This is a genomic window from Streptococcus pneumoniae, from assembly GCA_040719455.1.
Classification (GTDB): domain Bacteria; phylum Bacillota; class Bacilli; order Lactobacillales; family Streptococcaceae; genus Streptococcus; species Streptococcus pneumoniae_G.
Map to the genome: position 1 here is coordinate 635,945 of JBFDTN010000001.1, position 24,118 is coordinate 660,062.

Here is a 24,118-nt window from a genome sequence, read left to right on the forward strand (position 1 = left end):
CTAGACTCCTTTTTTTGATAGGTATAAAGCTAAATCCTTGGCAAAATAGGTAATGATGATGTCCGCTCCTGCACGTTTCATACCAAGCAGTGTTTCCAACATCACTCTTTCCTCATCAATCCAGCCATTTTGCCCTGCCGCCTTAATCATGGCATATTCGCCACTGACATTGTAGGCTACTAACGGCAGGTTGCTCTGATTTTTCACATCACGCAGAATATCTAAAAAAGCAAGAGCTGGTTTGACCATGAGAAAATCTGCCCCTTCTGCTTCGTCGCTTCTCGCTTCTCTGAGCGCTTCTAGACGATTTGCTGGATCCATCTGATAGGTTTTGCGATCTCCAAAGGCTGGAGCACTTTCTCCTGCATCTCGAAAAGGACCGTAAAAACTAGAGGCAAATTTAATCGCATAAGACATAATGGCAATGTCTTCAAAACCAGCTTTATCAAGTCCCTGACGAATGGCATAAACATAACCATCCATGGCATTAGACGGAGCAATAATATCCGCCCCTGCACGCGCTTGGCTAACAGCCACTTCCACCAAACGCTCCAAGGACGCATCGTTTAACACATGCTCTCCCTCTAAAATCCCACAGTGTCCATGGCTGGTAAATTCGCACAAACAAGTATCTGCCACAAGGAGCACTTCTGGGTAATGGTCTTTTATCAAGCGAATGGCTTGCTGGACAATGCCGTTTTCATCTGATGCTTGCGAGCCAATCTCATCTTTATGAGCAGGAATTCCAAAAATGATAAAGGCTTGAATCCCCAATTTTACACATTCCTCAACTTCTGATAGTAAATTTAGCAAGGAAAATTGGAAAACGCCTGGCATGGAAGCTACTTCTTGTTTTTCTTCCAAACCTTCCTTGACAAATAAGGGCTGAATCACATCATGGACAGAAAGCTGTGTTTCTCTCACCATGTCTCGCATAGCAGCTGTCCTTCTCAATCTCCGATGTCTAGTAAATGGTGTCATTTTTTCTTCTTTCCTATAATATATAATGCAGTAAGCTACTGCTAAAGCCCAAGTGCAAGACTTGGAATAAATACTTTAAAAAAAAAGGGGGGGGCTCTGATAAGTTACACTTAAAAATCTTGAATTTTTATTTTTCTAGTAAATTTTCATTTCCAATAGGTGATCTACATATACCAAAATTAATGTTCTCAATTTTAGAGATTTCGTTCTTTATAAAGGGGAGTGGTGATTTTTCAAATAGTTTATCAATTTGGCATTTTAAGAAATGATCGCACTGAGCACTTTCATTTGCTCGTAATGAATCAAACCAGTGTTTAACTTCATTTGGATATAGATTTCCTGCAATTGAAGATAAACTATTATATCCCAATCTGATTTTCTGTTCTAGGTCTTTTTCCCCACCAGCAAAATAATGAAGTGGTCTATCAATTACTTCGTTTAACTTTAAAACTTTTTTGGGATCCCCAGCTTCTTTCACTCCTACTACTAACTGATTACTAATTAAATCAATACATGACTTAATTGATAGATCAAAACCAGTTCTCAAAGGATTATTATAGATAATCGCTGGCTTGTTAGCTGCTTCAATGATTGCAGATGTGTAGGACAACGCTTCTTTTTGAGTTGGCAATACATAGGGAGAATAGCCAATCAAAATAGCTGATATTTGAGGTATCTTATTTATTTTCATAGCAAGCTCTCGCGCCTCAATTTGTCTAATACTAGATACACCAAATATTAATTGAAAATCAGAGTCAACTTTTAAAGATGGTAAGTAATCAATCAACTCAAGTTTTTCGTTTAAACTTAATGAATGCTGCTCACCTGTCGAACCACAAATTAACACAGATTTTATCCCAAGCTTGTTTAAATACTCAATATGGGCAAATGTTGCTTCAATATTCAAATCTTCATTTTTATGAAAAGCTGTAGGTACAGCGATATGATAGTCATTTAAGGGTGTCATTTTTTCTTCCTTTCTCATCAATAATCGTCTGAACCATCTTTTCAATCGATGGAGTTTCTGGCATGAGGTTCACGACAAACCCATCTCTTTCAACAGCTTCTTGCGTACTGGTTCCGATAACGGAAATCTCATGACCTCTTGGAAGTATCTTACAAATCTCATAAAAGCTCTGCCAAGCTGATGGGCTAGCAAACGTCCAAAGGATTTCTTTCTCTCCTAAAAATGCTTGAATCCCTCCCTGCCCCAAACGATAATGCTGGGTATCATAGAGTGGAAAAGCCAATACGTCATGACCTCCATTTTTCAAGGATTCCGCCAGGATTGGATTGGACAAACTGCTTTGTGGTAGTAAAATTCGCTGCTTGGAAAATCCCAATGCTAGCCACTCTTTGGCAAAATCTTTGGCATACTGGTACTTAGATTCGAAATCCACCGTGTAGCCCAAGGTCGCAATTACTCGACTGGTCTGATGGCCAATCGTTGCAATCTTAGGAAGTGGTGATTGTAGATAGGGAGCTAGAAATTCTGCCGCCACAGCACTGGTGAAAAAGACCCAATCCATCTCTGGCATGCTTTCGACCACCTCTGTTGGCATAGGATTTGCCTGACAGTGAATTAAGGGGATGTGGTAAACAGTAAGCCCAGCTTCTTCTAGCTTTTCTTGCAAATGCCGATCCAGCGGATGTTCTCTAGTAAAGATAACTGCTTTTGTCATGAGATTCCCCATGCTCCTTGGGCGGCTAGTTTTTCAACAACTTCTTTAGCAAGATTTGTAGGATCATCTCCAACCACGCTAGCGTAAAGACATTTTCCTTCTTTTGTCGCAAGCATGGCATCTAACTGATAGTCAGTTTCGGGCTTTTGGGCATAGGCGGCAATCGGGAAGGTACAGTCCGCATTCATCAAAGCAAGGACTTCTCGCTCAATCGTCACGCAGGCAGCTGTTTTCTCATCATGGATACTCTGTAAAATCTCTAATAGTTTCTCATCCCCTTTTCGGCATTCAATGGCTAAAGCGCCTTGGGAAATAGCTGGTAAACAAGTCTCTAAGCTTAGCGGTTCAATGTTTAATTCGTCTTTATCTAACCACCCCATGCGAGACAAGCCTGCCATCGCAAGGACAATCGCATCGTACTCTCCATCTTGAACCTTTTGAATCCGTGTATCAATATTGCCACGAAGTTCACAAATGGTCAAATCTGGGCGGATTTTCAATAACTGAACCTTGCGGCGCAGACTGCTAGTTCCTACACGAGCACCTTTGGGGAGAGTTGCCAAACTTTGATTCTCTTGATGAAAAATCAAGCAATCACGAACATCTTCGCGAACAGGAATAGCCCCTAGCTGACAGCCTTCAACCAAAAGTGCTGGCATATCTTTTAAACTATGAATGGCGATATCAATCTCTTTTGCAAGAAGTGCCCGCTCAATTTCCTTGACAAAAACTCCCTTACCACCGATTTCTTGCAAGCTAACTGTGCTCAGTCTATCTCCTTTTGTCTGATAAGGGACCAATTCAAACACGACTTCGGGGTGTTGTTTTTGAATCAGAGCGAGGACTTGTTTGGTCTGGGTCTGAGCTAATTTACTTTTTCTCGTTCCAACTTTAATCGTGGTCATCTTCCATTCCTTTCTTTCCTTGCTGGAGACCGAAAATCTTACAAATCAAGGCAATGTCATAATGAGAATTCTCTCCAATAGACATCTCTTTGAGTTGGAGAATCGGCTCTTTTAAAATCTGATTGACAACACTTTTCATGTGCTTAGAAATCTGCTTTTCTTCCCGAGCAGTCATGTTAGGCAATTTTCGCTTTAAACTCTCTAGCGAGCTAGCCTGTGCTTCTAAGGCACGCTCTCTCAACTCACGAATCAAGGGAACAATCCCTAATTGCTTTTTCCATTCGTCAAATTTAAGGAGTTCAACTTCGACTTCTTTTGCGATTTTCGCAGCAATATCTTCTCGCTCTGCTCGGTAAATTTCTAATTGATTGGTCAAGTTTTCAATGGTGTAGAGCTCTATATCACTACTTGGGTGAATAGTCCGTGGTAAGCAGAGGTCAAATGCAATGACACCTTGTTTTAGCATAGAGGGAAATAAGATATACTCCCCTGTTTTGACAGCTGAAAAGATGACGTCCGCTTTCTTTGCGACTTCTTCCAACTCTTCCCAGCCATGGGCAGACACACGCTCATCTTCTAAAAATGGCTGTGCTTTTTCCACTGTTCGATTGAGAAGGAAGATGGAGGAGAAGGGCTTTTGTAAGACGTATTTGGTCACTAATTGTCCGATTTCTCCCAAGCCGATAACGGCAATGCTTTTATGCTCATAGTCAAAATCAAGCCGATCAAGCTGCTGCATAGCTGTTAAGCTAATGGAAATTGGACGCGCGTTAATGCGGTATTCTTCATGCATCCGCTTTGCAAAGGTCAACACTTGACGAGACACTTCATTTAAAATAATCCCAGTCGTTCCTGCCTCTTTTGCCGTTTGAAAGGCTTGCTTAAGTTGCCCTAAAATCTGAGTTTCTCCTAAAATCTTAGACTCTAGTCCAATGGAGACCCGAAAGAGATGATGCAAGACCTCATCAGCTTCTTTAAATACCAAATACGGCTCAATGTCTTCTGCTCTTACTCCAAAGCAATCTGCCAAAAAGTGCTTGGCATAATAGCGCCCTGTGTGTAATTGATCGACCACCAAGTAGAGCTCTGTCCGATTACAGGTTGAAACAATGACATCTTCTAAGACACTTTTCTCTCGGTAAAGACGCTTTAAGGACTCTTCGATATGCTCGTCTGAAAAATGCAGTTTTTCAAGCACAGACAAAGGGGTTTCCTTATGGGTCAATCCCACATACAATAAATACATACAACAATCCTCTTCTTATCTTTCCACCATAAGGCATTGACTTACAACGGATTATAAATCTTCCAAGATGGTTTCTAATTTTTTTCGAATTTCTTTGGATCGTGCAGGCGATAAGCCATTGGTTGAAATCATGACAGAAAAATCTTTGGCACGCGCGATAGCAACATTGTAGAAATCCGAAAAATGCTTATCACCGGTATTATTGACGAGCTGGCTCGGATGAGCATCGTTCATGACTTGCCGATTAACCAATTCAACATCTGTACAGGCAAAAACCAGCTTGGCACCGTCTAAATCCCCTGTTTGATAGGAACGATTCACCCAATGAATAGAAGCAACATCAATATTCTCATGTAAGGTTGGGCTAATAACGGTTACTCTAGCCCCTGCAGCTAGCAAGGTTTTAATCTTTCTTGACGCCACAAGACCGCCGCCGATAACCACCACTGGCTTGTCTTCTATGTTAATCATGACTGGATACATAGCATTCTCCTATTTTTTACTGCGAAAGATCTTTCTACTGCGTTTATAAACGGTATCTGGCACACCGAGACGATCATTGACCAAGCGTGCAAGAACAAAGAAATAATCCGATAGGCGATTGATGTATGTTAAACCAACTGGATTGACTGCCTCATCCGCTTCAATCACAGCGACCATCTTGCGCTCAAGGCGTCTGGTCATGGTTCGTGCCATATGAAAGGAACTAGCAATCTTGTGCCCACCTGGAATGATGAAATATTCTAGTTTTGGTGGAATGTCCATGTAAGCATCAAGCTTTTCTTCCAGCCAGCTTACATCTTTTTCCGTTTGCTTATAAGGACGCAATTCTCGAGGTGCTGCCAAGTCACTTCCACAGTCAAATAGCTGCTGCTGGATTTCTTCACATTCTAAGCGCAAATCATCTAAAGCTTCAATCTCTGCCATTTCAGACACAATCCGTCCCAAAAGAGAACAAACTTCATCCATAGTTCCATAGGCTTCCACTCGAACGTGGGTTTTTGATACCCGATCGCCACCATACAAGCGCGTGTAGCCTGTATCTCCATACTTTGTATAAATCTTCATCTTTTTACTCTTCTTTATTGACAATGCGATAAATGGCGTCCATATCTAAGGATTGGCGCAAAATATCGGCTAGCTTATCGTATTCTTTATCTTTAAATTCTTGTAAGGTCACTACCTTATCCTGAATAGGCGAAAGTCCTTTTGCCTCTCGAATACTGTTTAGATACTGTCTCGTCCAATCAAGGTTGTCAAAGACACCATGCAGATAAGTGCCTTGTACTTGACCGTTATGTCCAATCGCGCCATCTGAACGCTCTGTATCCTCACCATTTTGAACAATGATGGTCGAAAATGGCTGAACGCCCTCTGCAATCGTGGTTTCTCCCATGTGAATCTCGTAGCCTTCTAACTCATGCCCTTCATGGTTTGCTTTGACTTGGGTCGTACGTTTGACAGCCTTAAAGGTCGTTTCTGCATCAAGTAAGCCCAAACCTGCAATTTCTTCAATGCTTGACTCGACATGCAAGGGATCGGACATCTTCTTACCCAAAAGTTGGTAACCGCCGCAAATGCCAAAGATATGCACCCCCTGCTCCAAGCAATGGAGAATTTCTCGCTCCAAACCAGACTCACGCAGATAATCCATATCTTCAATCGTATTTTTACTACCTGGTAAAATCAGCAAATCAGGAAGACCAATAGCATCTCCTGGCATGACATAGCGAACAGATACATCCGGCTGGATTTCTAGGCTGTGAAAATCTGTGAAGTTTGACATGCGTTTGAGCCCGATAATCGCCACATCCAATTCCTTTTTCGTATCGAAACGACGGCTTTTTTGCACCAAGGCGACACTATCTTCGCTATCAATATCAAGACTCGCATACGGTACCACCCCAAGCACAGGAATCTGAGTTAGCTCTTCAATCATATCAATCCCTGATTGGAGCAATGCCACATCACCACGGAATTTATTGATCACAACACCTTTGACACGCGCCCGATCTTCCTTAGGCATTAGCTCAATCGTGCCATAAATCGAAGCAAAAACACCGCCCTTGTCAATATCAGCAACTAGAATCACTGGCGCATCCACTAAGCTCGCCATCCCCATATTGACAATATCATGGCTATTGAGATTGATTTCTGCTGGACTTCCTGCGCCTTCTAAGACAATGACGTCATTTTCAGAGCCTAATTCTTCATAGACTTCCTTGATTTTTGGAAGTAATTGCTGCTTGAATTCGTGGTATTCCACAGCATCCATATCACACAGGACATTGCCCATAAAGACAACTTGTGATTTTCGATCAGACGTAGGTTTCAAAAGGACAGGATTCATCCGCACATCTGGATCCACGCCAGCAGCTTCAGCCTGCACGACCTGTGCCCGCCCCATTTCATCTCCTTTTTTAGTGATAAAGGAGTTCAGTGCCATATTTTGTGACTTAAACGGTACAACCTTTAGACCGTCTTGTTTAAAGATTCGGCAAAGACCTGCTACGATAATGCTTTTTCCAGCATCTGAGGCAGTTCCCTGCACCATGATTGATTTTACCATCTCGCATCCCCTTTCAATTGTTTAAAAAAATCCATTTCATCAAGAGCCAAAGGCGCTTTGATAGCTTGATGAAGTTTGACAATCCACGGAGCTTCTAAGCCAGCTTGCTCCAGCAATTCCACTTCTTGAAATAACTGAAATTTATCGCCTTCTGCTAGCAATTTTCCCTTATGAAGCAAGTAAGAATAATCACAGCAATCATACATCAAGTCCATATCGTGGCTGGTCAAGATGATATTGGTTCCAGAAGCGACTAATTTTTTCATGGATTCTGCCATTTTCCTACGTCCCTTGGGATCAAGACCTGCAGTCGGCTCATCTAAAAGCAGGTATTTGGGTTGCAAGGCAAGCATACCAGCGATGGCGACCCGTTTCTTTTGCCCATAGCTCAGATATTGAATCGGTTTATCCGCTAAATGCTCGATATCCATCATCTCTAAAGCCTGTGACACACGCTCATCTATCTCACTAGGTGTGTAATCCAAGTTTTCCAAGGCAAGACCGATATCGTCCTTGACAATGGTATAAAAGAGTTGTTGCTCAGGATTTTGAAAGACCATGTTGACATCTTGACGGTACTGGTAAAGCGCCTTTTTAGTCATGGAAACTGGCGAGCCTTGGTAGAGGACTTCTCCAGCTTGTGGTGTGAGTAGCCCTGTGATGATTTTCATCGTGGTTGATTTGCCAGAGCCATTTGCTCCTAAAATCCCCGTGATTTTTCCTTCTTGAAAGCTCATGGAGATATGCTCCAACGTAGGACACTTACGGTCGTATGAAAAAGAAATCTCTTTTAATTGTAACATCTTCTTCTCCTCTTGTCTCATTCTCTCTGATAACCGTCAAATTTGAGGGTCAATACCTCATTTAGCCGCTCATTATCATCCAATAACTTGGTAAACAAGGTGTGAGCTAGCATGCCCCAAGCCTTGTAATTTTTTCGTTTTTTGTAAAAGGCAAATTTCAAATCCAAGGTATCACGAATCGTCAGAAATTCATACATGACAAGGAAAATAAAGCGATACATGAGCACAACAATTTCCAAAAGAAACAGAGGGACATGGATTTTCTTAAATAATTGAACCATTTGAATAAATGGTACAGTAAGTGCAAAAAAGTAGGTAGCTACTAAGGAACAATAGATTCTAAGCAAGATAAAAGAAGCCTCTTCTAAACTTTGCCCATTGATTCCTAAGTATCCGTTCAAAAAAGGAATAGCTATTAGAAATGAAGCACTGTCTTTGTGATAGGTAATGACGAAGGTCAATAAACTGATAAGGATAAAAATACTTGCATGGATATACCACTTGAGATAAGCTCCCAAGGACATCCGTGCCACATAGCAAGTCAAGGGAATCACACTAACAAGTAAGAAAACTTGCAAGGGGACAATTCCTGAAAAGCTAATGATGAGGAGAACGATATAAAAGAGAAATTTATAGTCTGCTTTTATGTCCTTCCACCGATTTTGGTAGGCATATTTATCAATTACAAACATTTATTGACCTCCCAACCTATACCTAAACAAACTGAATAACGTTTAATGCTTCAATTCTTTTTTTCCTTTGTTATAGCCGATGACGTAAAAAATGATTCCTGCTCCAATGCTTCCTTGGAGGGTGAACAAGAGACTCTCCACTTCTGAGCCAGCTGGTTCAAAGATTGGAGAAAACCACGGTTCATAATCTTCTTGAATAGATGTAATCGCAGTCTCTGCTGCATCATCGGTTCCACTATATTCCACCCCTTTTGGGGCAAAGAAGAAGGCTGACAAAATAACGGCAACTGCTGCTAAAAGCAAGAGTAAATTTTTATGAGATTTCATGCGAATAGTCCTTCCTTTTCTTTAATAGTATCAGAGATGAGGTTAAAGAGAATCACTGTAAGCAAGCCCTCTACGATTGCAATCGGTACTTGTGTGGTTAAAAAGACACCCATGAATTTCAAAGCTGAGCCGATAAATCCTGCGGACGGATCTGGAAAGACAAGTCCAAGCTGGATAGAGGTTGTCGCATAGGTCGCAAGATCCGCAACAACCGCACAGAGAAAGAGAGCCACACGACGAGATACTTTCATAGAAAGTGCTAGCTTATAGACGAAATAACCGACAAATGGTCCCACAACTGCCATTGAAAAGGCATTGGCACCAAGAGTTGTCAAACCACCATGTGCAAGGAGCAAAGCTTGGAAGAGCAGACAGATGGTTCCTAAAACACTGACCACAAACGGTCCAAACATGGCTGTTCCAATTCCGACACCTGTTGGGTGAGAGCTAGAACCTGTCACAGATGGAATTTTCAAGGCTGATAGGATAAAGATAAAGGCACCTGAGAGAGCTAGCATGGTTTTTGAATTGGGATTTTTAGCCACAATTCTCTTAATATTTAAGACCCCCATGATAAAGAAAGGAAGAAAGAGGGCAAACCAAATCAAACACCAGATAGGAGGGAGATACCCTTCCATGATGTGCATAGCCTCAGCAGGGCGAGGACATAAGAGATATAACACTGCAAATAGCACAATGGCTAATTTCTTATTATAGTTTTTCATAGATTTTCTCCATTCGCAAGTAGCGATAGGCTAGTTTACAAGATGTTCTTTTTGACAATCATAGTTGTAAAATAGCTGAGTTTGCTTTCGACATCAAGGTCTGCTACTCCTCGCATGATGATTTGCTTGTCAGAAGAAGCATGACTGACTAAGAAAGTATTGTTGACTAATTGGTGCTTGTGAAGCAAAGGCAAAACGACATCTAGGTGATTGGCGACCTTCATCAAGACGACCGTATCATGGAGTGTAAGAGCAGCATCCATGGTTTTCACATCTGTCGTCGCAGGAACGACCGCAAAAGATTCCTCATCCATGGTCAAGGGCTGACCAAGTTCAGATGCCATACTAGTAAAAGAAGTAATTCCTGGAATGGTTTGTGTTTCAATCTCATCTTTTAAAATATCCAATAAATAGCTGTATGTACTATATACCATTGGATCTCCTAAGGTGATGAACCCTACATTTTTACCAGCTTTTACATCCTCGATAATCTCTTTTGAGATGGCTTCCCACTGCTCTTTTTTCTCCTCTAGCGAGGCAATCATAGGAAAATGCCGCTGCTTAATCTCCAAATGCTCATTGAGATAAGGATCTGCAATAGACAGTGCCAAACTCTTGGTGCGTTTTTTTGCCTCCGGTGTATAGATGATGTCTAAATCATTGAGGAGACGGCTGGCTTTGACCGTCACCAATTCGCTATCTCCCGGACCAATTCCGATTCCATAAAATTTTGCCATTTCTCACTCCTATTCTATAATGGTTTTCAAATGCTTGATATACAGCGCTTGAATGTCTGGATATTCTCCCAAGCCGACTAAATGCGTATGGACCTCGTAGCCTCGTGAGCTAAAGTAGGTATTCCACGAATCTTCCTCATCTGAGGTCATGTCATTGGTCGCATGGTCTCCCGCTACCAGCATAAAAGGTGCGAGATGAATGGTTTTGACCTCTTCTTTCCGCAATTCCTCTTCAATAAGAGAAACTGGCGGATAACTCTCCACACAGCCAATGCGAACGGAAGTGCCTTTTAGCATGTGATCCATCGCTGCATACGCCGTAAAAGCATAGTGTTGACTGCCGTGCCCCATGAGGACTGTTGCTGCATCTGGTCCGAAATGACCGTACTTTTCTAGCAAAATAGCTTTTACTGCCTCGTAATCTTCTTCACTGGTTAAAAGAGGCTTGGCAATGCGAAGACTTGAGAATTTTTCAGTAAAATGGCTTGCTTGTCTTACAATCTTTTCATACTCTCCACCCAAAATCACATGAAGTGGTTGGATATAGACTTCTTGAATACCTGCTTCGTAAAGCTCCTCCAAGACTTCTGCCACCGTTGGAATGTCTAAGCCTTCGTTCTTCTTAATCCGTCGAATGACCACGTTTGAGGTGAAGGCACGATGAACGGTAAAATCTGGAAAAGCTGCTTGAATAGCCTCTTCACAGGCTTCAATCGTTTTTTTCCGAGTCTCAGGATAGGTCGTTCCAAAGCTGACGACTAAAATGGCTTTTGTCATAGAACCTCCTTACCCTAAAACAGCTTGGCATTTGTCACAAATAGAAGCAATGGTCGCCTCATCTGTTTCGATAATCGCTGTAAAGCCAGCATTTTCAAGCACTTCGCGCGTGCTTGCTCCCATGACAATGATTGGGGTTGCTCCCCAGTCTTGGTCTAATTCCTTGCTCAAAGCGACAAAGTTCATGGCTGCGACAGAGTTTGGTAAACAGATTGCTTCAACGCCTTCTAAACCTTGTAAAGATACTGGACTATCAAAACCAACTTGATGGGTTTCTAAGATTGGGAAGTCATAGTAGCTTGCAAGCTCGTCTTTCTTATGGCTTGGAGCTAGAACGTACCAATTTCCAGACTCTTCTTTCATCGCTGCAACCAACTGTTCATCAGAGATTTGAGTGCCTTTTTGATGCAGGAAGATACCCGTTTGTTCCAAGCCTTTTGCTGTGTGCATACCAATCGCTGCAATCTTGATAGAAGCAAGCTCTCGCACGTCAATGCCGTGCTCACGAAGGTTTGATAGAAAGAGTGGCCAGCTCTGTATATCTGCTACTAAAAGCCCATCCACTTGCGCCATATCTGGCAAGTCTAGTGGTAATTTCTCCACTTGATTGCGGGCAGGGAAAGTCACAAGAGTGGCGCCAGCATCCTTCAGCAAGCGTGGCAATTTTCCTGTTGGAGAATCTTGAATCAAGACCTTGCGACCAAACAAAGGTAGTTGTTCATGGAAGTTTAGTTCTTTACGAAAAGCTACTACATCTCCTACCACGATAATGCTTGGGGCTTTAAACTGGTGTTCTTCAACCAAGCCTACGATTGTCTCCAAAGTACCGTCAATCGAGCGTTGCTGCGGATGAGTTCCCCATTCCACGATAGCCACAGGTGTATCTTTGTCAAATCCGCGTGTTGCTAGCTCATGTGTAATGGTGGTTAGATTTTTCATCCCCATCAAAAAGACCAAGGTTCCCTTGAGCTGTGAGATTGCTTCCCAGTTCAAGGATTCTGTTTCGTCCTTTAGATGACCTGTAAAGACATGGAAGCTTGTTGCTACATCACGATACGTCATAGGTACACCAGCATAGGTCAAGCCAGCGATGGCTGAGGTAATGCCAGGGACGACTTCAAAGGCAACGCCTGCCTTGACCAAGGCTGTCGCTTCTTCACCACCTCGACCAAAAACATAAGGATCACCGCTCTTCAATCGCACCACGCGCTTACCTTCTTTTGCTTTGTTGATCAAAATCGTTTCGATTTCTTCTTGCCGAACGCAAGGCATGCCAGGCTGTTTGCCGACATCAATCTTTTCGCAGTCTGCCTTTACAGCTTGAAGTAGCTCTTTATTGACCAAGCGGTCAAAGACAAGGACATCTGCTTCCTTAAGTTTTCGGAGTCCTTTTAGGGTCAGCAATTCATAATCGCCCGGACCTGCTCCTAATAATGTTACTAAACCAGTCATTGGTTCTCCTTTCTCTTGTCCTATTGTTGTGTCAAATAGGCTCTTAATTCCTCTACCGTTGATACCATTTGTGGATAGTCTATTAAAGGACGGGAAATGATGATACAATCAATTCCCAGCTCCAAGCATCCGTCAATCTTTTCACGAATGCCACCGACACTCCCGCTTTCCTTGGACACAAAGACATCTGCTTTTGAGCGAGCAATCAGCTCTTTATTGCATTCCTTTGAAAAAGGTGCCTTAATCGCATCAATCTGATCTGCCACCATGCCCAAAGCCTCACACGCCAGCAAAACTTCAGAAGTCGGCAAGACCCTTGCCACCACGCGTCTATCTGGCAAGCCATGGATAAAGAGCGGCAGAGTCTTACTACCAGTCCCTAGATAAATGGTTTGATAGCCCTTATCACGAATGACCTCAATCGCCTCTTCTGTCGAATGTACCACGATACTACCTGACAAATCAAGCGTCGCAGAACGTTCAAATCGAAGATAAGAAATCCCTGCTAACTCAGCTGCACGAATGGCTTCTTTTGAGACAATATCTGCAAAAGGATGGGTAGCATCAATGATTTCATCCACATGATTGTCCTTGATAAACGCCACCATATCCTCTGCCGTCAGCCGCCCTTGAATCACAGGTTGACCAAATTTTGACGCCAAGTGCTTGCCGTAATCGGTCACAACCGAGCTAGTCACAGAGACATTCATCTCATTTAGCAATTCCAAGATAGCTGTACTATCAGAGGTCCCCCCTAGTAATAACTTCATCATAGGGTATAGCCTCGAGGAGTGATCATACGGTCATTTTTCACATAGGTTTCTTTATTTCCAATGATGACAATGGTTGTCATGTCCACCAGTGACTCATCCAAATCTTTAATTGTTGTTAGCACGTATTCTTCTTTTTTACGACCAATGTCTTTTCCAATCCCAACAATGGTATCTTCTGATTTGTACTGAGAAATAATCGAGAGGGCTTTTGACAAGTGATCTGGACGCCCCTTGCTTCTTGGATTGTACAAGCAAATGACAAAATCACCTTGTGCTGCGGCATGAAGTCGTTTTTCGATAACAGACATCGGTGTCATCAAATCGCTCAAGCTGATATGGCAGAAGTCATTCATCAAAGGAGCACCCATCACAGCAGCAGCTCCTAGACTTGCTGTAATTCCTGGAACAACCTTGACTTCAAGATCTGAATTGTCCCCAATCAGCTCCAAAATCAAGCCAGCCATCCCGTACACACCAGCATCACCACTAGAGACTACACCGACATTTTTACCGGTCTCAATCGCCAAATCAATGGCTTTTTGGCAACGGTCAATTTCTTGGCGCATACCTGTTGCGACGTGTTCCTTGTCTTTGACAAGGTCACGAATCAAGCGCATATAGGTTGAATAACCGACGATAATCTCACAATCTGCAATCGCATCAAGCGCTTCACGAGACATCAATTCTTCTTTACCAGGTCCTAATCCAATTACATATAACATCATTTTCTCCTTTGTTGTTTCTTTTTATCTAGTCACAATAGCTTTTGCCAAAGCATAGGTGCATCCATCTTTTGCAAATCGTTCGGTCAACACCTGACCGTTACTTGCCACATCCGCACTAGCAAGGGCGACGCTTCCGACACCAACTGTCTTCTTGACAAATGCGGACTGCGGATATTTATCTGCCACCACGGCTAATTCTTCCTTGGTATAGGTTTCAAATGGGCAGTGTAGAGCCTTTGCTAAATCTAAAATGGCTTCTTCATTTTTTTTGACATCAATGCTGACAATCTTTGCAATTTCACGAGGATCTATCTTTTCCTGTTGACAAAAGAGCTCAAATCCTTCGCGAAAAACCTGCGAATCAACATTTTTCCTAGCACCTACACCTAAAATATAAGGTTTTGGATAAATCACAGCTAGGTTCTCTCTTTCTATCGTCTGAGGTTCTGTGGTTAAGAAGATAACTGGAACATCACGTTTCAGCATCTCCTCCAGCTCTGTCTGATCAATCACTGTAAGCCCCCGTAGGTCTTTCACCCAGTCCTTTTCTTGGTAGAAATACACGCGTTCTTTTCGCCCGAGGTAGCTATTAAAAGGCTTGATAAGGGGGCGTAGCTCTGAACGCCAGCCATTGACAGACTTGGCTAAGGTATCAAGAGCCGCCACATTTTGAACATCAGTTGCGGTGGTAATGACAGGATTTGCACCGAGAAGCTCTGCGATATAAAGCGTCAGCTCATTTGCTCCACCTAAATGCCCGCTTAAGAGACTGATGACATTCGTTGCCTTTTCATCCATGACAATCACAGCTGGGTCCGCCGCCTTATCCATGACCACAGGCGCAATCGAGCGCACCACGATTCCTGTCGCCATAATGCAAATCAGCACATCCACTTCTGTAAATAACTTGGCTATCGCTCTCACAGGACTGCCTTCTAAAGCCTGCACTCTGTCATCTGCTAGCTTTGGCATAGTGTAGACTTGACTGGGCTTTTCTAACTTTTCTTGAAGATCAAGTGCCGTCCTCTTTCCTGTCTCAGTCAGAGCAACGATAGCGTAAGGAAGCGCTTTCTTATTTGGCATGACTGCTCTTTCCATGGCGGAATTCATGCTCAAACTCTTCGTGGTAGAGTTTAGAATAGTAAAATTTCTGTCCCAAGAAATCTCCTACCAAGATAAGAGCTGTCTTCGTAATACCTGCTTCATTGACACGCTCCGCAATGGTTTCCAACGTTCCAAAGACTTTCTTTTCTTCTGGCCAAGTAGCCTTGTAAATGACTGCGACAGGAGTCGTTGCAGGATAGCCCCCTTCGACCAATTCTTCGACGACTTTTTCAATCCCTTGGATAGACAGGAAGATAGCCATAGAGGTGCGATGTTGAGCATAGCTTCTGAGAGATTCGCGGTCTGGTACAGGGGTCCGTCCTGCCATCCGTGTAATAATCACACTTTGAGACACTTCAGGAACTGTGTATTCTGTACCGATGCTGGAAGCTGCACCTAAGAATGAACTGACACCTGGCGTGCAATCAAACTCAATGCCACGTTTTTTCATTTCCTCAGTCTGCTCACGAATAGAGCCGTAAATCGAGAAGTCTCCTGTCTGCAAGCGGACAACATCCTTACCTGCTCTTACCCCTGCTTCCATGACATCAATAATTTCCATCAAGTGCATGCTAGCACTATCATGGATTTCTGCTCCTTCTTTACAATACTTGAGAAGCTCAGGATTGACCAAAGAACCTGCATAGATGACTACATCTGCTTGGGATAGCTGTTTGTAGCCCTTTAGTGTAATCAAATCAACGTCCCCTGGACCTGCTCCGACAAAATGTACTTTTGACATAATTATAATTCATTCCTTTCGTTTCACTCAAGGCACAACACTGAATGAAAAAGTGCTACGCTCTTTATTTTTGTCTATAATAACAGTGAGAAGCCCTATCACTACTACAAATCACGGGGAGGAGAGTAAGTGAGTAGTTCAGCTACTACCTCGAATAATTATAGGTGTGGTTCTTCCTATCAAGCACAACTAACTGTGACTAAGAGCACGTAAACTTATACTTGGATAAGCGACTCGTTTGTGAAAGGGAAGAGCAGTCAAGGGATAGGAGCTTCTCTACTTTTGAGAAAGGAGTTTCCTCCTATGTTAAAAATCGTTTATCCTAATTGTTGTGGAATTGATGTGCATAAAACTTTTGTCGTAGCAGTTATTGCCATCACCAATAGTCAAGGAATTACTGAGTACCATCGTAAACGCTTCTCCACCTTTACCAATGGACTCACTCAGCTACGTGATTGGTTGGAATATTATTCCTGCTTCGATGTCTGTATGGAATCTACTGGTAAATACTCGATTCCTGTTTTCAATATCCTAGAAGAACAGACCAATGTCTGCTTAGCTCATCCCAAATATGTCAAAGCTATTCGAGGAAAGAAAACCGACAAGAAAGATGCGCAATGGATAGCCGACCTCTTCAAGCATGATTTAGTTGCTTCTAGCTTTATTCCCCCGCTCAAAATCAGACAATTACGTGACCTATTTCGCTATCGAATGAAATTAACACAACTTCAAGTTAGCGAGAAAAATCGTTACCAAAACTGCCTAACTTGGTCTAATCTTCAAATTGCAAGTGTCGTTTCCGATGTCTTCGGAAAGAGTGCTCAAGCTATTATTACAAGCATCCTTGACAATCCTGAAGAGAAACCAAACATTGAACAACTCGTTCACAAGAGAATGAAGGATAAAGTGCAAGACTTGGAAATCGCTACGGAAGGCGAATTAACACCTGAACAAGCTGAGAAAATCAGAGTCATCAAAGCCCACTATGATGCCCTAGCTATCTGTAAAGAAGACTTAGAAGCAATGATTCGGGAATTGGGAAAAGAATATCAAGAACAGGTCAAGTTAATTCAAACTGTGCCTGGTTTCAAAGAGAAACTCTCTGCACTCAGAATCATTTCTGAAATAGGGGACGATATGACTGTCTTTGATTCTGCTGGAAAACTCTGTTCCTGGGCTGGACTTGTCCCTGCCAACAATGAAAGTGCGGGGAAGAAATATTCTACTCGTATTTCTAAAGGTGGACAATACCTCAAACCTTTTCTCGTTCAAATTGCTAATGCTATTGTTAGGTCTGATAAACATCCTGAATTCAGAAACAAATATCTCAAGCTAAAGAAACGTCGTGGGCACAGAAAAGCTATCATCGCTATCTGTCGCAGATTACTGGTTTCTGTGTACCAAGTGCTACGGAAACAAGAAGACTACAATCCTGTTTTACAAGGACTGACCGAAATACGAAATCCTGATAAAACGATGTCTGTTCAAGACGCTGTTCGTTTTGCACAACAGCACGAATTCAATGTCGCTTAATCTCAAAAATCAGGTTTCAACACCTCTTTTTAGTGCGCCCAAAATTAGGATAAACAATAAATCAATTAGCTTTTATTTTTTTTTCAAACTTTCTCCTTATTCTTTTTCTGCTTTTTGACAAGACACGATAATTGTTGGATTTTGCGGTTTAAAGTAATGCCCCTTGCCAAGCGTTGTAAAGCGACTCGCTTGGATAGAGACCACTTCCACCTCTTCCCAATTCATTTCTTCAGCAATTTGAGCGGCTTCTAGTGCATTTTCTAGCAAAATGAAGTTCAAGACCAAGCGACCTCCTGGCTCTAATAGCTCATCGCACCAGTCAAAAATTTCCTGCATATTGCCACCAGTACCACCGACAAAAATCGCATCAAACGAGCCTTCAAGCTCAATCGGTGCTAACCCCTCATGAAGCGTGACATTGTGACACTGAAAATGTTCAATGTTTTGACGTGTCAGCGCAACGGCATCAGGATTTCGCTCCACAGCAACCACTTCTAGGTCTGGGTAGGTATGAGCTGCCTGAATGGTCACACTGCCTGTCCCAGAGCCGACATCAAGCATCCGTTTCGCACGGTGCAGTTGCAGTTTATCAAGGCTAATCGCCCGAATTTCTTCCTTGGTCATCGGAACCTTTGTCCGAATAAATTCACTATCTCTCATCCATTACCACCACAACATTCATTTGATAGTCACGATCCTCTACGTCTTTTGCAGGAAGAATCGTGATGGTTTCATCTTCATAACTTAGATTTTCGCCAATAATAATCGTTTTCTTTAAACCACGTTTGAGTGCTTCTTGGGCAATCTGATAAGGACCTACCTTGGCATCTGTCACCATAAAGACCTTCTCCAAGCTCATGATCAAATCAAAATTTGGAACCTTGGCATGGCTACTGGTCAGATAAGCGTCGTTCATAGGTAGAAACACACGACTAGCCAAGTACTGCATAGCACTGATTCCTGAAAAGATAGCTACCCGCCCTGGGAATTTCTCAGACATCCATTTGCCCAGTCCATAAATCAAGGGGTCTCCAGAGACTAAATAGATAATCTCATCGTCTTCGTTGTAAGAGCGAATCAAAGCTTCCAACTCACCTAATTTTTTAGGCGGTACCACTCCTTTATGGGCATAGATTTCTGGTAAAATCTCCAGATGACGTTCACTTCCCAAGATATAATCCGCCTTTTCAAATAAGACTTCATGCCCTAGCATGCCGTACTTGGGATCACCCGGACCAATTCCAATGACTGTTATCACATCCATTCCTCCTTGATTGTTTCGATTGATTTTGTTGAAGCAAGATAGCCTTCTTCTGAGCCAAACAAGACCACATCAATCACGACTTCTGGTTTGCGGTATTTGAGCAAGCGCTCACTCCGCCTTTTGATTTTGTCGGCAAGGATTTGATAAACGGCTTCATAGCCATATTCCTTAATGGCCTCGCCAGCCGACTCGGTGGTCAAACAGCCATCGACCTTTTGGAGCAAATCCATCGGCGCTCCCATGAGAGCGAGATTTGCAATCAGCGTCTCCATTCTAGCGTCGGCATCTTTACTATGGGTCGAGAAAATACCCGCAGCCACCTTGACTAATTTTCCCATGTGCCCCACCATCAAGACCTTGGTAAAGCCGATTCGCTGCACTTCCTTGAGGACATGTCCGACAAAATTACTCATATTGACAATGCGTGATTTGTCAATCCCCAGAACATTGGTGGTGAAATCCTCACCATAGTTTCCTGGAGCAAGGACGACCGAACGGTGCCCTTTATTATAGAGCTGGGTTAATTCAACCGTAATCGCAGCCTTCCAACTATCTTCAGACATAGGATTGACAATCCCTGTCGTCCCTAAAATCGAAATGCCACCTAAAATCCCCAAGCGAGAGTTATAGGTCAATTTCGCACGTTCTTCCCCCTCAGGAACAGAAATAATCACTCGTGCTCCACAATCCGGTCCAATCATCTCACGCACATATTTCTCAATCATACGCCGAGGAGTTGGGTTAATCGCCGCCATACCAACAGGATTGGCCAAGCCTTTTTCAGTCACACGACCGACTCCAACCCCACCATCAATCTCAATCTCAGTCTGATCAGGTAGCAAGGTCACTGTGGAGTAAATCAGCAAACCATGAGTCGCATCCGCATCATCTCCTCCGTCTTTTTCAACTGCAGCTGACGCTGTTTGCTCTTCAAAGGACGGATCTTGAATGGTCATGGTTACTTCGACCCCATTAGCCGTATGGACGGTGATTTTCTCTTCGATTTCTTGGTTTAAAATCATGCTCACAGCTGCTACTGTTGCTGCCGTGGCACAGGTCCCTGTGGTATAGCCGCGTTTGAGCTTTTTCCCATCCACATAGACATATTCATCCATTGTCTCAGCTCCTCTCCATGCTTATTGCTTGCCAAATGCAGTACAGCGACGATAGTCTTCTGTTTCATCTCCTAGTTGGTATAAAATCGCATTGACAATCGCTGCTGCAATCGTACTACCACCCTTTCGTCCCAAAGCCGAAATAGCAGGCAGAGAGCTTTCATGGAGCTGTAATTTTGACTCCGCTGCACCAACAAAGCCAACAGGCACGCCGACCACCGCATCTGGATTGAGCTCTCCTGCTTCTACCATATCTAGCACTTTAAAGATGGATGTCGGAGCGTTGCCAAAGACAAATAATTTTGGACCTTCGACCTTTGCTGCATATTCCACTGCAGCCATAGAGCGCGTAATGCCCTTTTCCTTTGCTTCCTTGAAAACCTCAGGTTCATTGACCAAACAACGATAAGCAACGCCACGTTTTTCAAGCAATTTTTTATTGAAACCACCCAAAACCATGGTTGTATCCGTGAAAATCGTGCCTTTATTGGTCAAAACATGGATAATCTTTTGAATTACATCGTTTGAAAACTTGATATTATACAAATAATCAAAATCTGCACTCGCAAAGACCACTCGTTTTAACACCGCTTCTTCAAACGGATCTGTAAAGACAATGTCGGGATGTTCTTGGTCGATGATTTCTTGAATCTTACGAAAACTGGCTTCTTCGATTTTGTGAGCTTCTTTGAGATAAGACATTCCTACTCTCCTTCTTTTTTCGTTGTTGGGGTCGAATAGCGAACATAATCGTCGGTAATGACTTCCCTCATTTGATAAATAATGGCATTGATAATAGCAACCACAATCGTGCTACCGCCTTTTCGACCAACCGTTGCAATGGCAGAAAGCTTAGACTCTAAAAGGGCTTCCTTACATTCTTCAACATTGATAAAGCCAACAGGAACACCAATGACGGCATCTACTTCGATAAGACCTTGCTCCACAAGATCGAGCAGATGAAAGACCGCAGTCGGCGCACCGCCAAAGGCAAATACTTTAGGTCCTTCAATCTTTGCCGCATACTCTACCGCAGCCATGGCGCGCGTGATTTGTTTCTCTCGAGCTAGTGCAATGACTTCTTCATTGTTAATCAAGCAATCATATCGAACCCCCATTTGGTCCAAAACACGCTTGTTAATCCCATTTAACGAAATCGAAGAATCCAGTAAAATCGTGCCTTTTTGTTTCAAGACATCAATGATTTTATCATTCACATCACGGGTAAAGCGCAGATTATAGAGATAATCAAAATCTCCCGATGTATGAATACACCGTTTGATAATCGACTCTTCCATCTCTGTTTGAAATTGATAGCCACTATGCTCTTCGTCGATGACGGATTGAATGATTTTAAAGCTCGTCTCCTCAATAGATGACGGATTTTGAATATATGACATAATAAAACTCCTATAAAATTGTTAGACTAATAGTCACTAAGAGACCAATCAGAAGCACAATCGTTGTACTCATGTAAAGCAGGGATACAGTAGTCAAAATATCGTCTGCCTCTACTTCTCGAATCGCATCTCCAATCGTTGGTTTTTCGATGATTTCACCATGATAGACATGCGTCCCTCCAAGCTGAATGCCTAAGCTGCCTGCCACAACGGCTTCTGAAAAAGCGCTGTTTGGACTGGCATGCTGGTAGCGATCTCGAAAGCCGATCTGACAAGCTTCCTTAGCTCTTAATTGCAGGATATGACTTGCCACCATAAGCGCTAGCCAAGTCACTCGAGCTGGGATAAGGTTGGCTAGATCATCTATCTTAGCTGATACATACCCAATCGCTCTGTATTTTTCAGTCTTGTAGCCCACCATCGAATCCAAGGTATTGATCGCCTTGTAGCCAATCGCAAAAACTGGCCCTCCAAGAAAGAGACAGAGTAGGGGACCAATCACCCCATCGCTGGTATTTTCTGCAACCGTTTCAATGGTCGCCTTGGTAATCTCTTCCCTTGAAAGCCGGGAGGTATCTCGTCCGACAATCATGCTGACCTGATACCTAGCTTCCTCAAGGGTACCTGTTTTTACTGTATGATAGACCTTGATGGCTTCAACTGCTAGACTTCTTGTCGCAAGACAGGCATAAGCTAGATATGTATAGACCACCCAGTACACAATCGTATGAAGCAGACTAGCTCCCCAAAGAACAAGATAGGCAAGAGCAACAGATAAACCAACGGTGCTAATCCAAAGAATAGCTCCAAATACATGCGGTTGTATGGGGCGCTTTTGAAATAATTTCAAGCACCAAGTGATGAAATTTCCCATCCACTTCACAGGATGTGGCCAAGAATAGGGATCCCCAATCACCCAATCCAAACATACTGCAAGAATAATACTAATGATGCTCATCATGTCGTGCCTCACAAATGTAGTCTAGCCAGTGATGAAGCAGGGCTTCTTTTTGATAGAAATGAACATGGAGATAGCTGGCAAAAGTTCTGCCCTTTTGGTAGCCACCTTGCCACTGGGCCACCACTTCTCCATCTCGTGATTTTTCCAAATCAAGTACGGTTTCTTCCTTCGTCTCAAATACAGAATGGTGAAACTCATGCCCACGAACCTTGGTACCAGAAGGACCAAATAAGCTATCTACCTTTGTTGTCGCTTCACAGTACCCAAATCGTTTGAGGCGAGGAGTCATCACACTTGTTCCGTCAAATATCCCCACCATTTCATAGGTCTCGCCCTCAATTTCTAAAGCACGGCCGAGATACATCAGTCCTCCGCACTCCGCATAAATAGGGCGATTATCCTCATGCGCTTTTAAAACCGACGCTCGAAACGAAGCATTTGCCATCAATTCTTTTGCATAAATCTCTGGGAATCCACCGCCGAAATAATAGGCATCCGCTTCTGGTAATTCCTTATCTTTTAGCGGACTAAAGGGAATCAAAGTCACGCCCAAGTCCGTCAAAAAGTCGAGATTGTCTTCGTAGTAAAAATGAAAGGCATCATCCATGGCGTAGGCTAAGCGTAAAGGTGCATAGTTTTTGACTTGGAAAGGATTACCCATTTCCTGCTCTGCTTTTTCTACTTTTTCAAGAAGACGCTCTAAATCAACGGATTCCTGCGCTAGTTTGCCTAAAATATCAAACGTTTTTTCCAGATTTTCCATCTCCACATCGGGAATCAAGCCTAAATGGCGAGAGGGGAGTTCTACTTCGGTATTTTTTGGGAAATAGCCTAAAACCTCTATATCTGTATAACGTTCAATCGCTCCCTTGATTAACTCGTAATGATTTTTAGAAGCTACACGATTGATAATCACCCCTGCAATCGTGACATCAGGATCAAAGGTTGAAAAACCATGAACCATCGCAGCTGCTGAGGTCGAAGTCGCTTTTCCATCAATGATGAGAACCACAGGAATCCCTAATTTCTTAGCAATCGCAGCCGATGAAGCGCAGTCCTTATCTGTTCCAAGACCGTCAAAAAGCCCCATCACTCCTTCCACAACAGCCACATCTGCGTCCCTGTGCCATTTGTAATAGGACCAAGCTAAGGACTCTGTATCTGGAATCATAAAGCTGTCTAAATTTCTGGAAGTTCGCTTGGTAATCCGACTATGATAAGCCGTATCAATATAATCCGGCCCCACCTTGTAAGGCTGAACCTTGTAACCCATATTTGCCAAGCCTTTTAATACACCGAGTGTCACTGTTGTCTTACCAACACCGCTTGAGACACCTGCTAGCATAAATTCCTTCATGAGTCTCTCCTTGTCAATATAAAAAGGTGCTACAAAAAATATTGGAATATTTCTTGTAGCACCGTTGCTCTCTATTGTAATAAACACATCGTCGTGTCGGAAATCGCTTTCCTATGTTATGTTAAAATAAGTTTACTAAAAAATGAAAAGAATGTCAAGCCTTTATTGAAAACATTTTCAAAAAAGCTATCACTTTTCACATTTCACCTAAAAAAGAGGCTAAGAATACTAGATTCTCGCCCCCTGGT

At 42.9% G+C, this 24,118-nt stretch carries 27 protein-coding genes; 1 reads left to right on the forward strand and 26 read right to left on the reverse strand.

What is annotated here, in order from left to right; all coding sequences use genetic code 11:
- The 19 genes from hemB to AB1I63_03010 all read right to left on the reverse strand — a co-directional run bounded on the left by hemB (position 1) and on the right by AB1I63_03010 (position 16,240).
- Entirely contained in the window at positions 1-981 is a 981-nt protein-coding gene (gene hemB, locus AB1I63_02920; protein MEW4353838.1) for a porphobilinogen synthase, read from the reverse strand.
- 127 nt (positions 982-1,108) lie between these two features.
- Positions 1,109-1,948 (reverse strand): dihydrodipicolinate synthase family protein, encoded by an 840-nt coding sequence (locus AB1I63_02925; protein ID MEW4353839.1) that lies wholly within the window; start codon positions 1,946-1,948, stop codon positions 1,109-1,111.
- Complete coding sequence (locus tag AB1I63_02930) at positions 1,932-2,663, reverse strand: uroporphyrinogen-III synthase (protein MEW4353840.1); 732 nt, start codon at positions 2,661-2,663, stop codon at positions 1,932-1,934. The genes AB1I63_02925 and AB1I63_02930 overlap by 17 nt, the downstream gene beginning before the upstream one ends.
- Complete coding sequence (gene hemC, locus AB1I63_02935; protein MEW4353841.1) at positions 2,660-3,568, reverse strand: hydroxymethylbilane synthase; 909 nt, start codon at positions 3,566-3,568, stop codon at positions 2,660-2,662. Before hemC ends, AB1I63_02930 begins: the two co-directional genes overlap by 4 nt.
- Positions 3,555-4,814 (reverse strand): glutamyl-tRNA reductase, encoded by a 1,260-nt coding sequence (gene hemA, locus AB1I63_02940; GenBank protein MEW4353842.1) that lies wholly within the window; start codon positions 4,812-4,814, stop codon positions 3,555-3,557. Before hemA ends, hemC begins: the two co-directional genes overlap by 14 nt.
- Before the next feature lie 51 nt (positions 4,815-4,865).
- The gene (locus AB1I63_02945; GenBank protein MEW4353843.1) at positions 4,866-5,297 is read right to left on the reverse strand and encodes a bifunctional precorrin-2 dehydrogenase/sirohydrochlorin ferrochelatase; all 432 of its coding nucleotides are present in this window, start codon (positions 5,295-5,297) and stop codon (positions 4,866-4,868) included.
- A gap of 9 nt (positions 5,298-5,306) precedes the next feature.
- Positions 5,307-5,882 carry a cob(I)yrinic acid a,c-diamide adenosyltransferase gene (locus AB1I63_02950; GenBank protein ID MEW4353844.1) on the reverse strand — a complete coding sequence of 192 codons (576 nt, stop codon included), beginning with the start codon at positions 5,880-5,882 and terminating at the stop codon, positions 5,307-5,309.
- Positions 5,883-5,886: 4 nt separating this feature from the next.
- A complete protein-coding gene (locus tag AB1I63_02955; protein ID MEW4353845.1) occupies positions 5,887-7,383 on the reverse strand; it encodes a cobyric acid synthase in 1,497 nt (498 codons plus the stop codon).
- The gene (locus tag AB1I63_02960) at positions 7,377-8,186 is read right to left on the reverse strand and encodes an ATP-binding cassette domain-containing protein (GenBank protein ID MEW4353846.1); all 810 of its coding nucleotides are present in this window, start codon (positions 8,184-8,186) and stop codon (positions 7,377-7,379) included. Before AB1I63_02960 ends, AB1I63_02955 begins: the two co-directional genes overlap by 7 nt.
- A gap of 17 nt (positions 8,187-8,203) precedes the next feature.
- Positions 8,204-8,878, reverse strand: coding sequence for a CbiQ family ECF transporter T component (locus tag AB1I63_02965; GenBank protein MEW4353847.1), 675 nt, complete (start codon positions 8,876-8,878; stop codon positions 8,204-8,206).
- A gap of 42 nt (positions 8,879-8,920) precedes the next feature.
- The gene (locus AB1I63_02970; GenBank protein ID MEW4353848.1) at positions 8,921-9,205 is read right to left on the reverse strand and encodes an energy-coupling factor ABC transporter substrate-binding protein; all 285 of its coding nucleotides are present in this window, start codon (positions 9,203-9,205) and stop codon (positions 8,921-8,923) included.
- The gene (locus AB1I63_02975; protein ID MEW4353849.1) at positions 9,202-9,852 is read right to left on the reverse strand and encodes an energy-coupling factor ABC transporter permease; all 651 of its coding nucleotides are present in this window, start codon (positions 9,850-9,852) and stop codon (positions 9,202-9,204) included. Before AB1I63_02975 ends, AB1I63_02970 begins: the two co-directional genes overlap by 4 nt.
- 113 nt (positions 9,853-9,965) lie before the next feature.
- Positions 9,966-10,667 carry a cobalt-factor II C(20)-methyltransferase gene (locus tag AB1I63_02980; protein MEW4353850.1) on the reverse strand — a complete coding sequence of 234 codons (702 nt, stop codon included), beginning with the start codon at positions 10,665-10,667 and terminating at the stop codon, positions 9,966-9,968.
- Between the two features lie 9 nt (positions 10,668-10,676).
- Positions 10,677-11,444, reverse strand: a complete 768-nt coding sequence (locus tag AB1I63_02985; GenBank protein MEW4353851.1) for a sirohydrochlorin cobaltochelatase — start codon at positions 11,442-11,444, stop codon at positions 10,677-10,679.
- A gap of 9 nt (positions 11,445-11,453) precedes the next feature.
- Positions 11,454-12,896, reverse strand: a complete 1,443-nt coding sequence (gene cobA / locus AB1I63_02990) for a uroporphyrinogen-III C-methyltransferase (GenBank protein ID MEW4353852.1) — start codon at positions 12,894-12,896, stop codon at positions 11,454-11,456.
- A 20-nt stretch (positions 12,897-12,916) separates the two neighbouring features.
- Positions 12,917-13,669, reverse strand: a complete 753-nt coding sequence (gene cobK, locus AB1I63_02995; GenBank protein MEW4353853.1) for a precorrin-6A reductase — start codon at positions 13,667-13,669, stop codon at positions 12,917-12,919.
- Entirely contained in the window at positions 13,666-14,391 is a 726-nt protein-coding gene (cobJ, locus tag AB1I63_03000) for a precorrin-3B C(17)-methyltransferase (GenBank protein ID MEW4353854.1), read from the reverse strand. Before cobJ ends, cobK begins: the two co-directional genes overlap by 4 nt.
- A 24-nt stretch (positions 14,392-14,415) precedes the next feature.
- Positions 14,416-15,477 carry a cobalt-precorrin 5A hydrolase gene (locus AB1I63_03005; GenBank protein ID MEW4353855.1) on the reverse strand — a complete coding sequence of 354 codons (1,062 nt, stop codon included), beginning with the start codon at positions 15,475-15,477 and terminating at the stop codon, positions 14,416-14,418.
- Positions 15,467-16,240, reverse strand: a complete 774-nt coding sequence (locus AB1I63_03010) for a cobalt-precorrin-4 methyltransferase (GenBank protein MEW4353856.1) — start codon at positions 16,238-16,240, stop codon at positions 15,467-15,469. The genes AB1I63_03005 and AB1I63_03010 overlap by 11 nt, the downstream gene beginning before the upstream one ends.
- Positions 16,241-16,543: 303 nt before the next feature.
- Here AB1I63_03010 and AB1I63_03015 point away from each other — a divergent pair, with 303 nt between their 5' ends.
- Positions 16,544-17,773: an IS110 family transposase gene (locus AB1I63_03015; protein MEW4353857.1), complete on the forward strand. Its 1,230-nt coding sequence runs from the start codon at positions 16,544-16,546 to the stop codon at positions 17,771-17,773.
- A 96-nt stretch (positions 17,774-17,869) separates the two neighbouring features.
- Here the strand turns inward: AB1I63_03015 and AB1I63_03020 are convergent, their stop codons facing one another.
- The 7 genes from AB1I63_03020 to AB1I63_03050 are packed head-to-tail and all read right to left on the reverse strand — an operon-like array spanning position 17,870 to position 23,870.
- Entirely contained in the window at positions 17,870-18,433 is a 564-nt protein-coding gene (locus AB1I63_03020; GenBank protein ID MEW4353858.1) for a decarboxylating cobalt-precorrin-6B (C(15))-methyltransferase, read from the reverse strand.
- Positions 18,423-19,037, reverse strand: a complete 615-nt coding sequence (locus tag AB1I63_03025) for a cobalt-precorrin-7 (C(5))-methyltransferase (protein ID MEW4353859.1) — start codon at positions 19,035-19,037, stop codon at positions 18,423-18,425. The genes AB1I63_03020 and AB1I63_03025 overlap by 11 nt, the downstream gene beginning before the upstream one ends.
- Positions 19,028-20,152, reverse strand: a complete 1,125-nt coding sequence (gene cbiD, locus AB1I63_03030) for a cobalt-precorrin-5B (C(1))-methyltransferase CbiD (GenBank protein MEW4353860.1) — start codon at positions 20,150-20,152, stop codon at positions 19,028-19,030. Before cbiD ends, AB1I63_03025 begins: the two co-directional genes overlap by 10 nt.
- A 21-nt stretch (positions 20,153-20,173) precedes the next feature.
- Complete coding sequence (locus AB1I63_03035) at positions 20,174-20,854, reverse strand: cobalt-precorrin-8 methylmutase (GenBank protein MEW4353861.1); 681 nt, start codon at positions 20,852-20,854, stop codon at positions 20,174-20,176.
- Positions 20,855-20,856: 2 nt separating this feature from the next.
- Positions 20,857-21,552 (reverse strand): cobalt-precorrin-8 methylmutase, encoded by a 696-nt coding sequence (locus AB1I63_03040; GenBank protein MEW4353862.1) that lies wholly within the window; start codon positions 21,550-21,552, stop codon positions 20,857-20,859.
- A 10-nt stretch (positions 21,553-21,562) separates the two neighbouring features.
- A complete protein-coding gene (cbiB, locus tag AB1I63_03045) occupies positions 21,563-22,510 on the reverse strand; it encodes an adenosylcobinamide-phosphate synthase CbiB (GenBank protein ID MEW4353863.1) in 948 nt (315 codons plus the stop codon).
- Positions 22,497-23,870: a cobyrinate a,c-diamide synthase gene (locus AB1I63_03050; protein MEW4353864.1), complete on the reverse strand. Its 1,374-nt coding sequence runs from the start codon at positions 23,868-23,870 to the stop codon at positions 22,497-22,499. The genes cbiB and AB1I63_03050 overlap by 14 nt, the downstream gene beginning before the upstream one ends.
- Positions 23,871-24,118 lie beyond the last annotated feature (248 nt).

What these genes read in the sequence shown, in the direction of transcription:
- hemB (MEW4353838.1), bottom strand. Translation starts at nt 981, where the DNA reads ATGACACCATTTACTAGACATCGGAGATTGAGAAGGACAGCTGCTATG.
- AB1I63_02925 (MEW4353839.1), bottom strand. Translation starts at nt 1,948, where the DNA reads ATGACACCCTTAAATGACTATCATATCGCTGTACCTACAGCTTTTCAT.
- AB1I63_02930 (MEW4353840.1), bottom strand. Translation starts at nt 2,663, where the DNA reads ATGACAAAAGCAGTTATCTTTACTAGAGAACATCCGCTGGATCGGCAT.
- hemC (MEW4353841.1), bottom strand. Translation starts at nt 3,568, where the DNA reads ATGACCACGATTAAAGTTGGAACGAGAAAAAGTAAATTAGCTCAGACC.
- hemA (MEW4353842.1), bottom strand. Translation starts at nt 4,814, where the DNA reads ATGTATTTATTGTATGTGGGATTGACCCATAAGGAAACCCCTTTGTCT.
- AB1I63_02945 (MEW4353843.1), bottom strand. Translation starts at nt 5,297, where the DNA reads ATGTATCCAGTCATGATTAACATAGAAGACAAGCCAGTGGTGGTTATC.
- AB1I63_02950 (MEW4353844.1), bottom strand. Translation starts at nt 5,882, where the DNA reads ATGAAGATTTATACAAAGTATGGAGATACAGGCTACACGCGCTTGTAT.
- AB1I63_02955 (MEW4353845.1), bottom strand. Translation starts at nt 7,383, where the DNA reads ATGGTAAAATCAATCATGGTGCAGGGAACTGCCTCAGATGCTGGAAAA.
- AB1I63_02960 (MEW4353846.1), bottom strand. Translation starts at nt 8,186, where the DNA reads ATGTTACAATTAAAAGAGATTTCTTTTTCATACGACCGTAAGTGTCCT.
- AB1I63_02965 (MEW4353847.1), bottom strand. Translation starts at nt 8,878, where the DNA reads ATGTTTGTAATTGATAAATATGCCTACCAAAATCGGTGGAAGGACATA.
- AB1I63_02970 (MEW4353848.1), bottom strand. Translation starts at nt 9,205, where the DNA reads ATGAAATCTCATAAAAATTTACTCTTGCTTTTAGCAGCAGTTGCCGTT.
- AB1I63_02975 (MEW4353849.1), bottom strand. Translation starts at nt 9,852, where the DNA reads ATGCACATCATGGAAGGGTATCTCCCTCCTATCTGGTGTTTGATTTGG.
- AB1I63_02980 (MEW4353850.1), bottom strand. Translation starts at nt 10,667, where the DNA reads ATGGCAAAATTTTATGGAATCGGAATTGGTCCGGGAGATAGCGAATTG.
- AB1I63_02985 (MEW4353851.1), bottom strand. Translation starts at nt 11,444, where the DNA reads ATGACAAAAGCCATTTTAGTCGTCAGCTTTGGAACGACCTATCCTGAG.
- cobA (MEW4353852.1), bottom strand. Translation starts at nt 12,896, where the DNA reads ATGACTGGTTTAGTAACATTATTAGGAGCAGGTCCGGGCGATTATGAA.
- cobK (MEW4353853.1), bottom strand. Translation starts at nt 13,669, where the DNA reads ATGATGAAGTTATTACTAGGGGGGACCTCTGATAGTACAGCTATCTTG.
- cobJ (MEW4353854.1), bottom strand. Translation starts at nt 14,391, where the DNA reads ATGTTATATGTAATTGGATTAGGACCTGGTAAAGAAGAATTGATGTCT.
- AB1I63_03005 (MEW4353855.1), bottom strand. Translation starts at nt 15,477, where the DNA reads ATGCCAAATAAGAAAGCGCTTCCTTACGCTATCGTTGCTCTGACTGAG.
- AB1I63_03010 (MEW4353856.1), bottom strand. Translation starts at nt 16,240, where the DNA reads ATGTCAAAAGTACATTTTGTCGGAGCAGGTCCAGGGGACGTTGATTTG.
- AB1I63_03015 (MEW4353857.1), top strand. Translation starts at nt 16,544, where the DNA reads ATGTTAAAAATCGTTTATCCTAATTGTTGTGGAATTGATGTGCATAAA.
- AB1I63_03020 (MEW4353858.1), bottom strand. Translation starts at nt 18,433, where the DNA reads ATGAGAGATAGTGAATTTATTCGGACAAAGGTTCCGATGACCAAGGAA.
- AB1I63_03025 (MEW4353859.1), bottom strand. Translation starts at nt 19,037, where the DNA reads ATGGATGTGATAACAGTCATTGGAATTGGTCCGGGTGATCCCAAGTAC.
- cbiD (MEW4353860.1), bottom strand. Translation starts at nt 20,152, where the DNA reads ATGGATGAATATGTCTATGTGGATGGGAAAAAGCTCAAACGCGGCTAT.
- AB1I63_03035 (MEW4353861.1), bottom strand. Translation starts at nt 20,854, where the DNA reads ATGTCTTATCTCAAAGAAGCTCACAAAATCGAAGAAGCCAGTTTTCGT.
- AB1I63_03040 (MEW4353862.1), bottom strand. Translation starts at nt 21,552, where the DNA reads ATGTCATATATTCAAAATCCGTCATCTATTGAGGAGACGAGCTTTAAA.
- cbiB (MEW4353863.1), bottom strand. Translation starts at nt 22,510, where the DNA reads ATGAGCATCATTAGTATTATTCTTGCAGTATGTTTGGATTGGGTGATT.
- AB1I63_03050 (MEW4353864.1), bottom strand. Translation starts at nt 23,870, where the DNA reads ATGAAGGAATTTATGCTAGCAGGTGTCTCAAGCGGTGTTGGTAAGACA.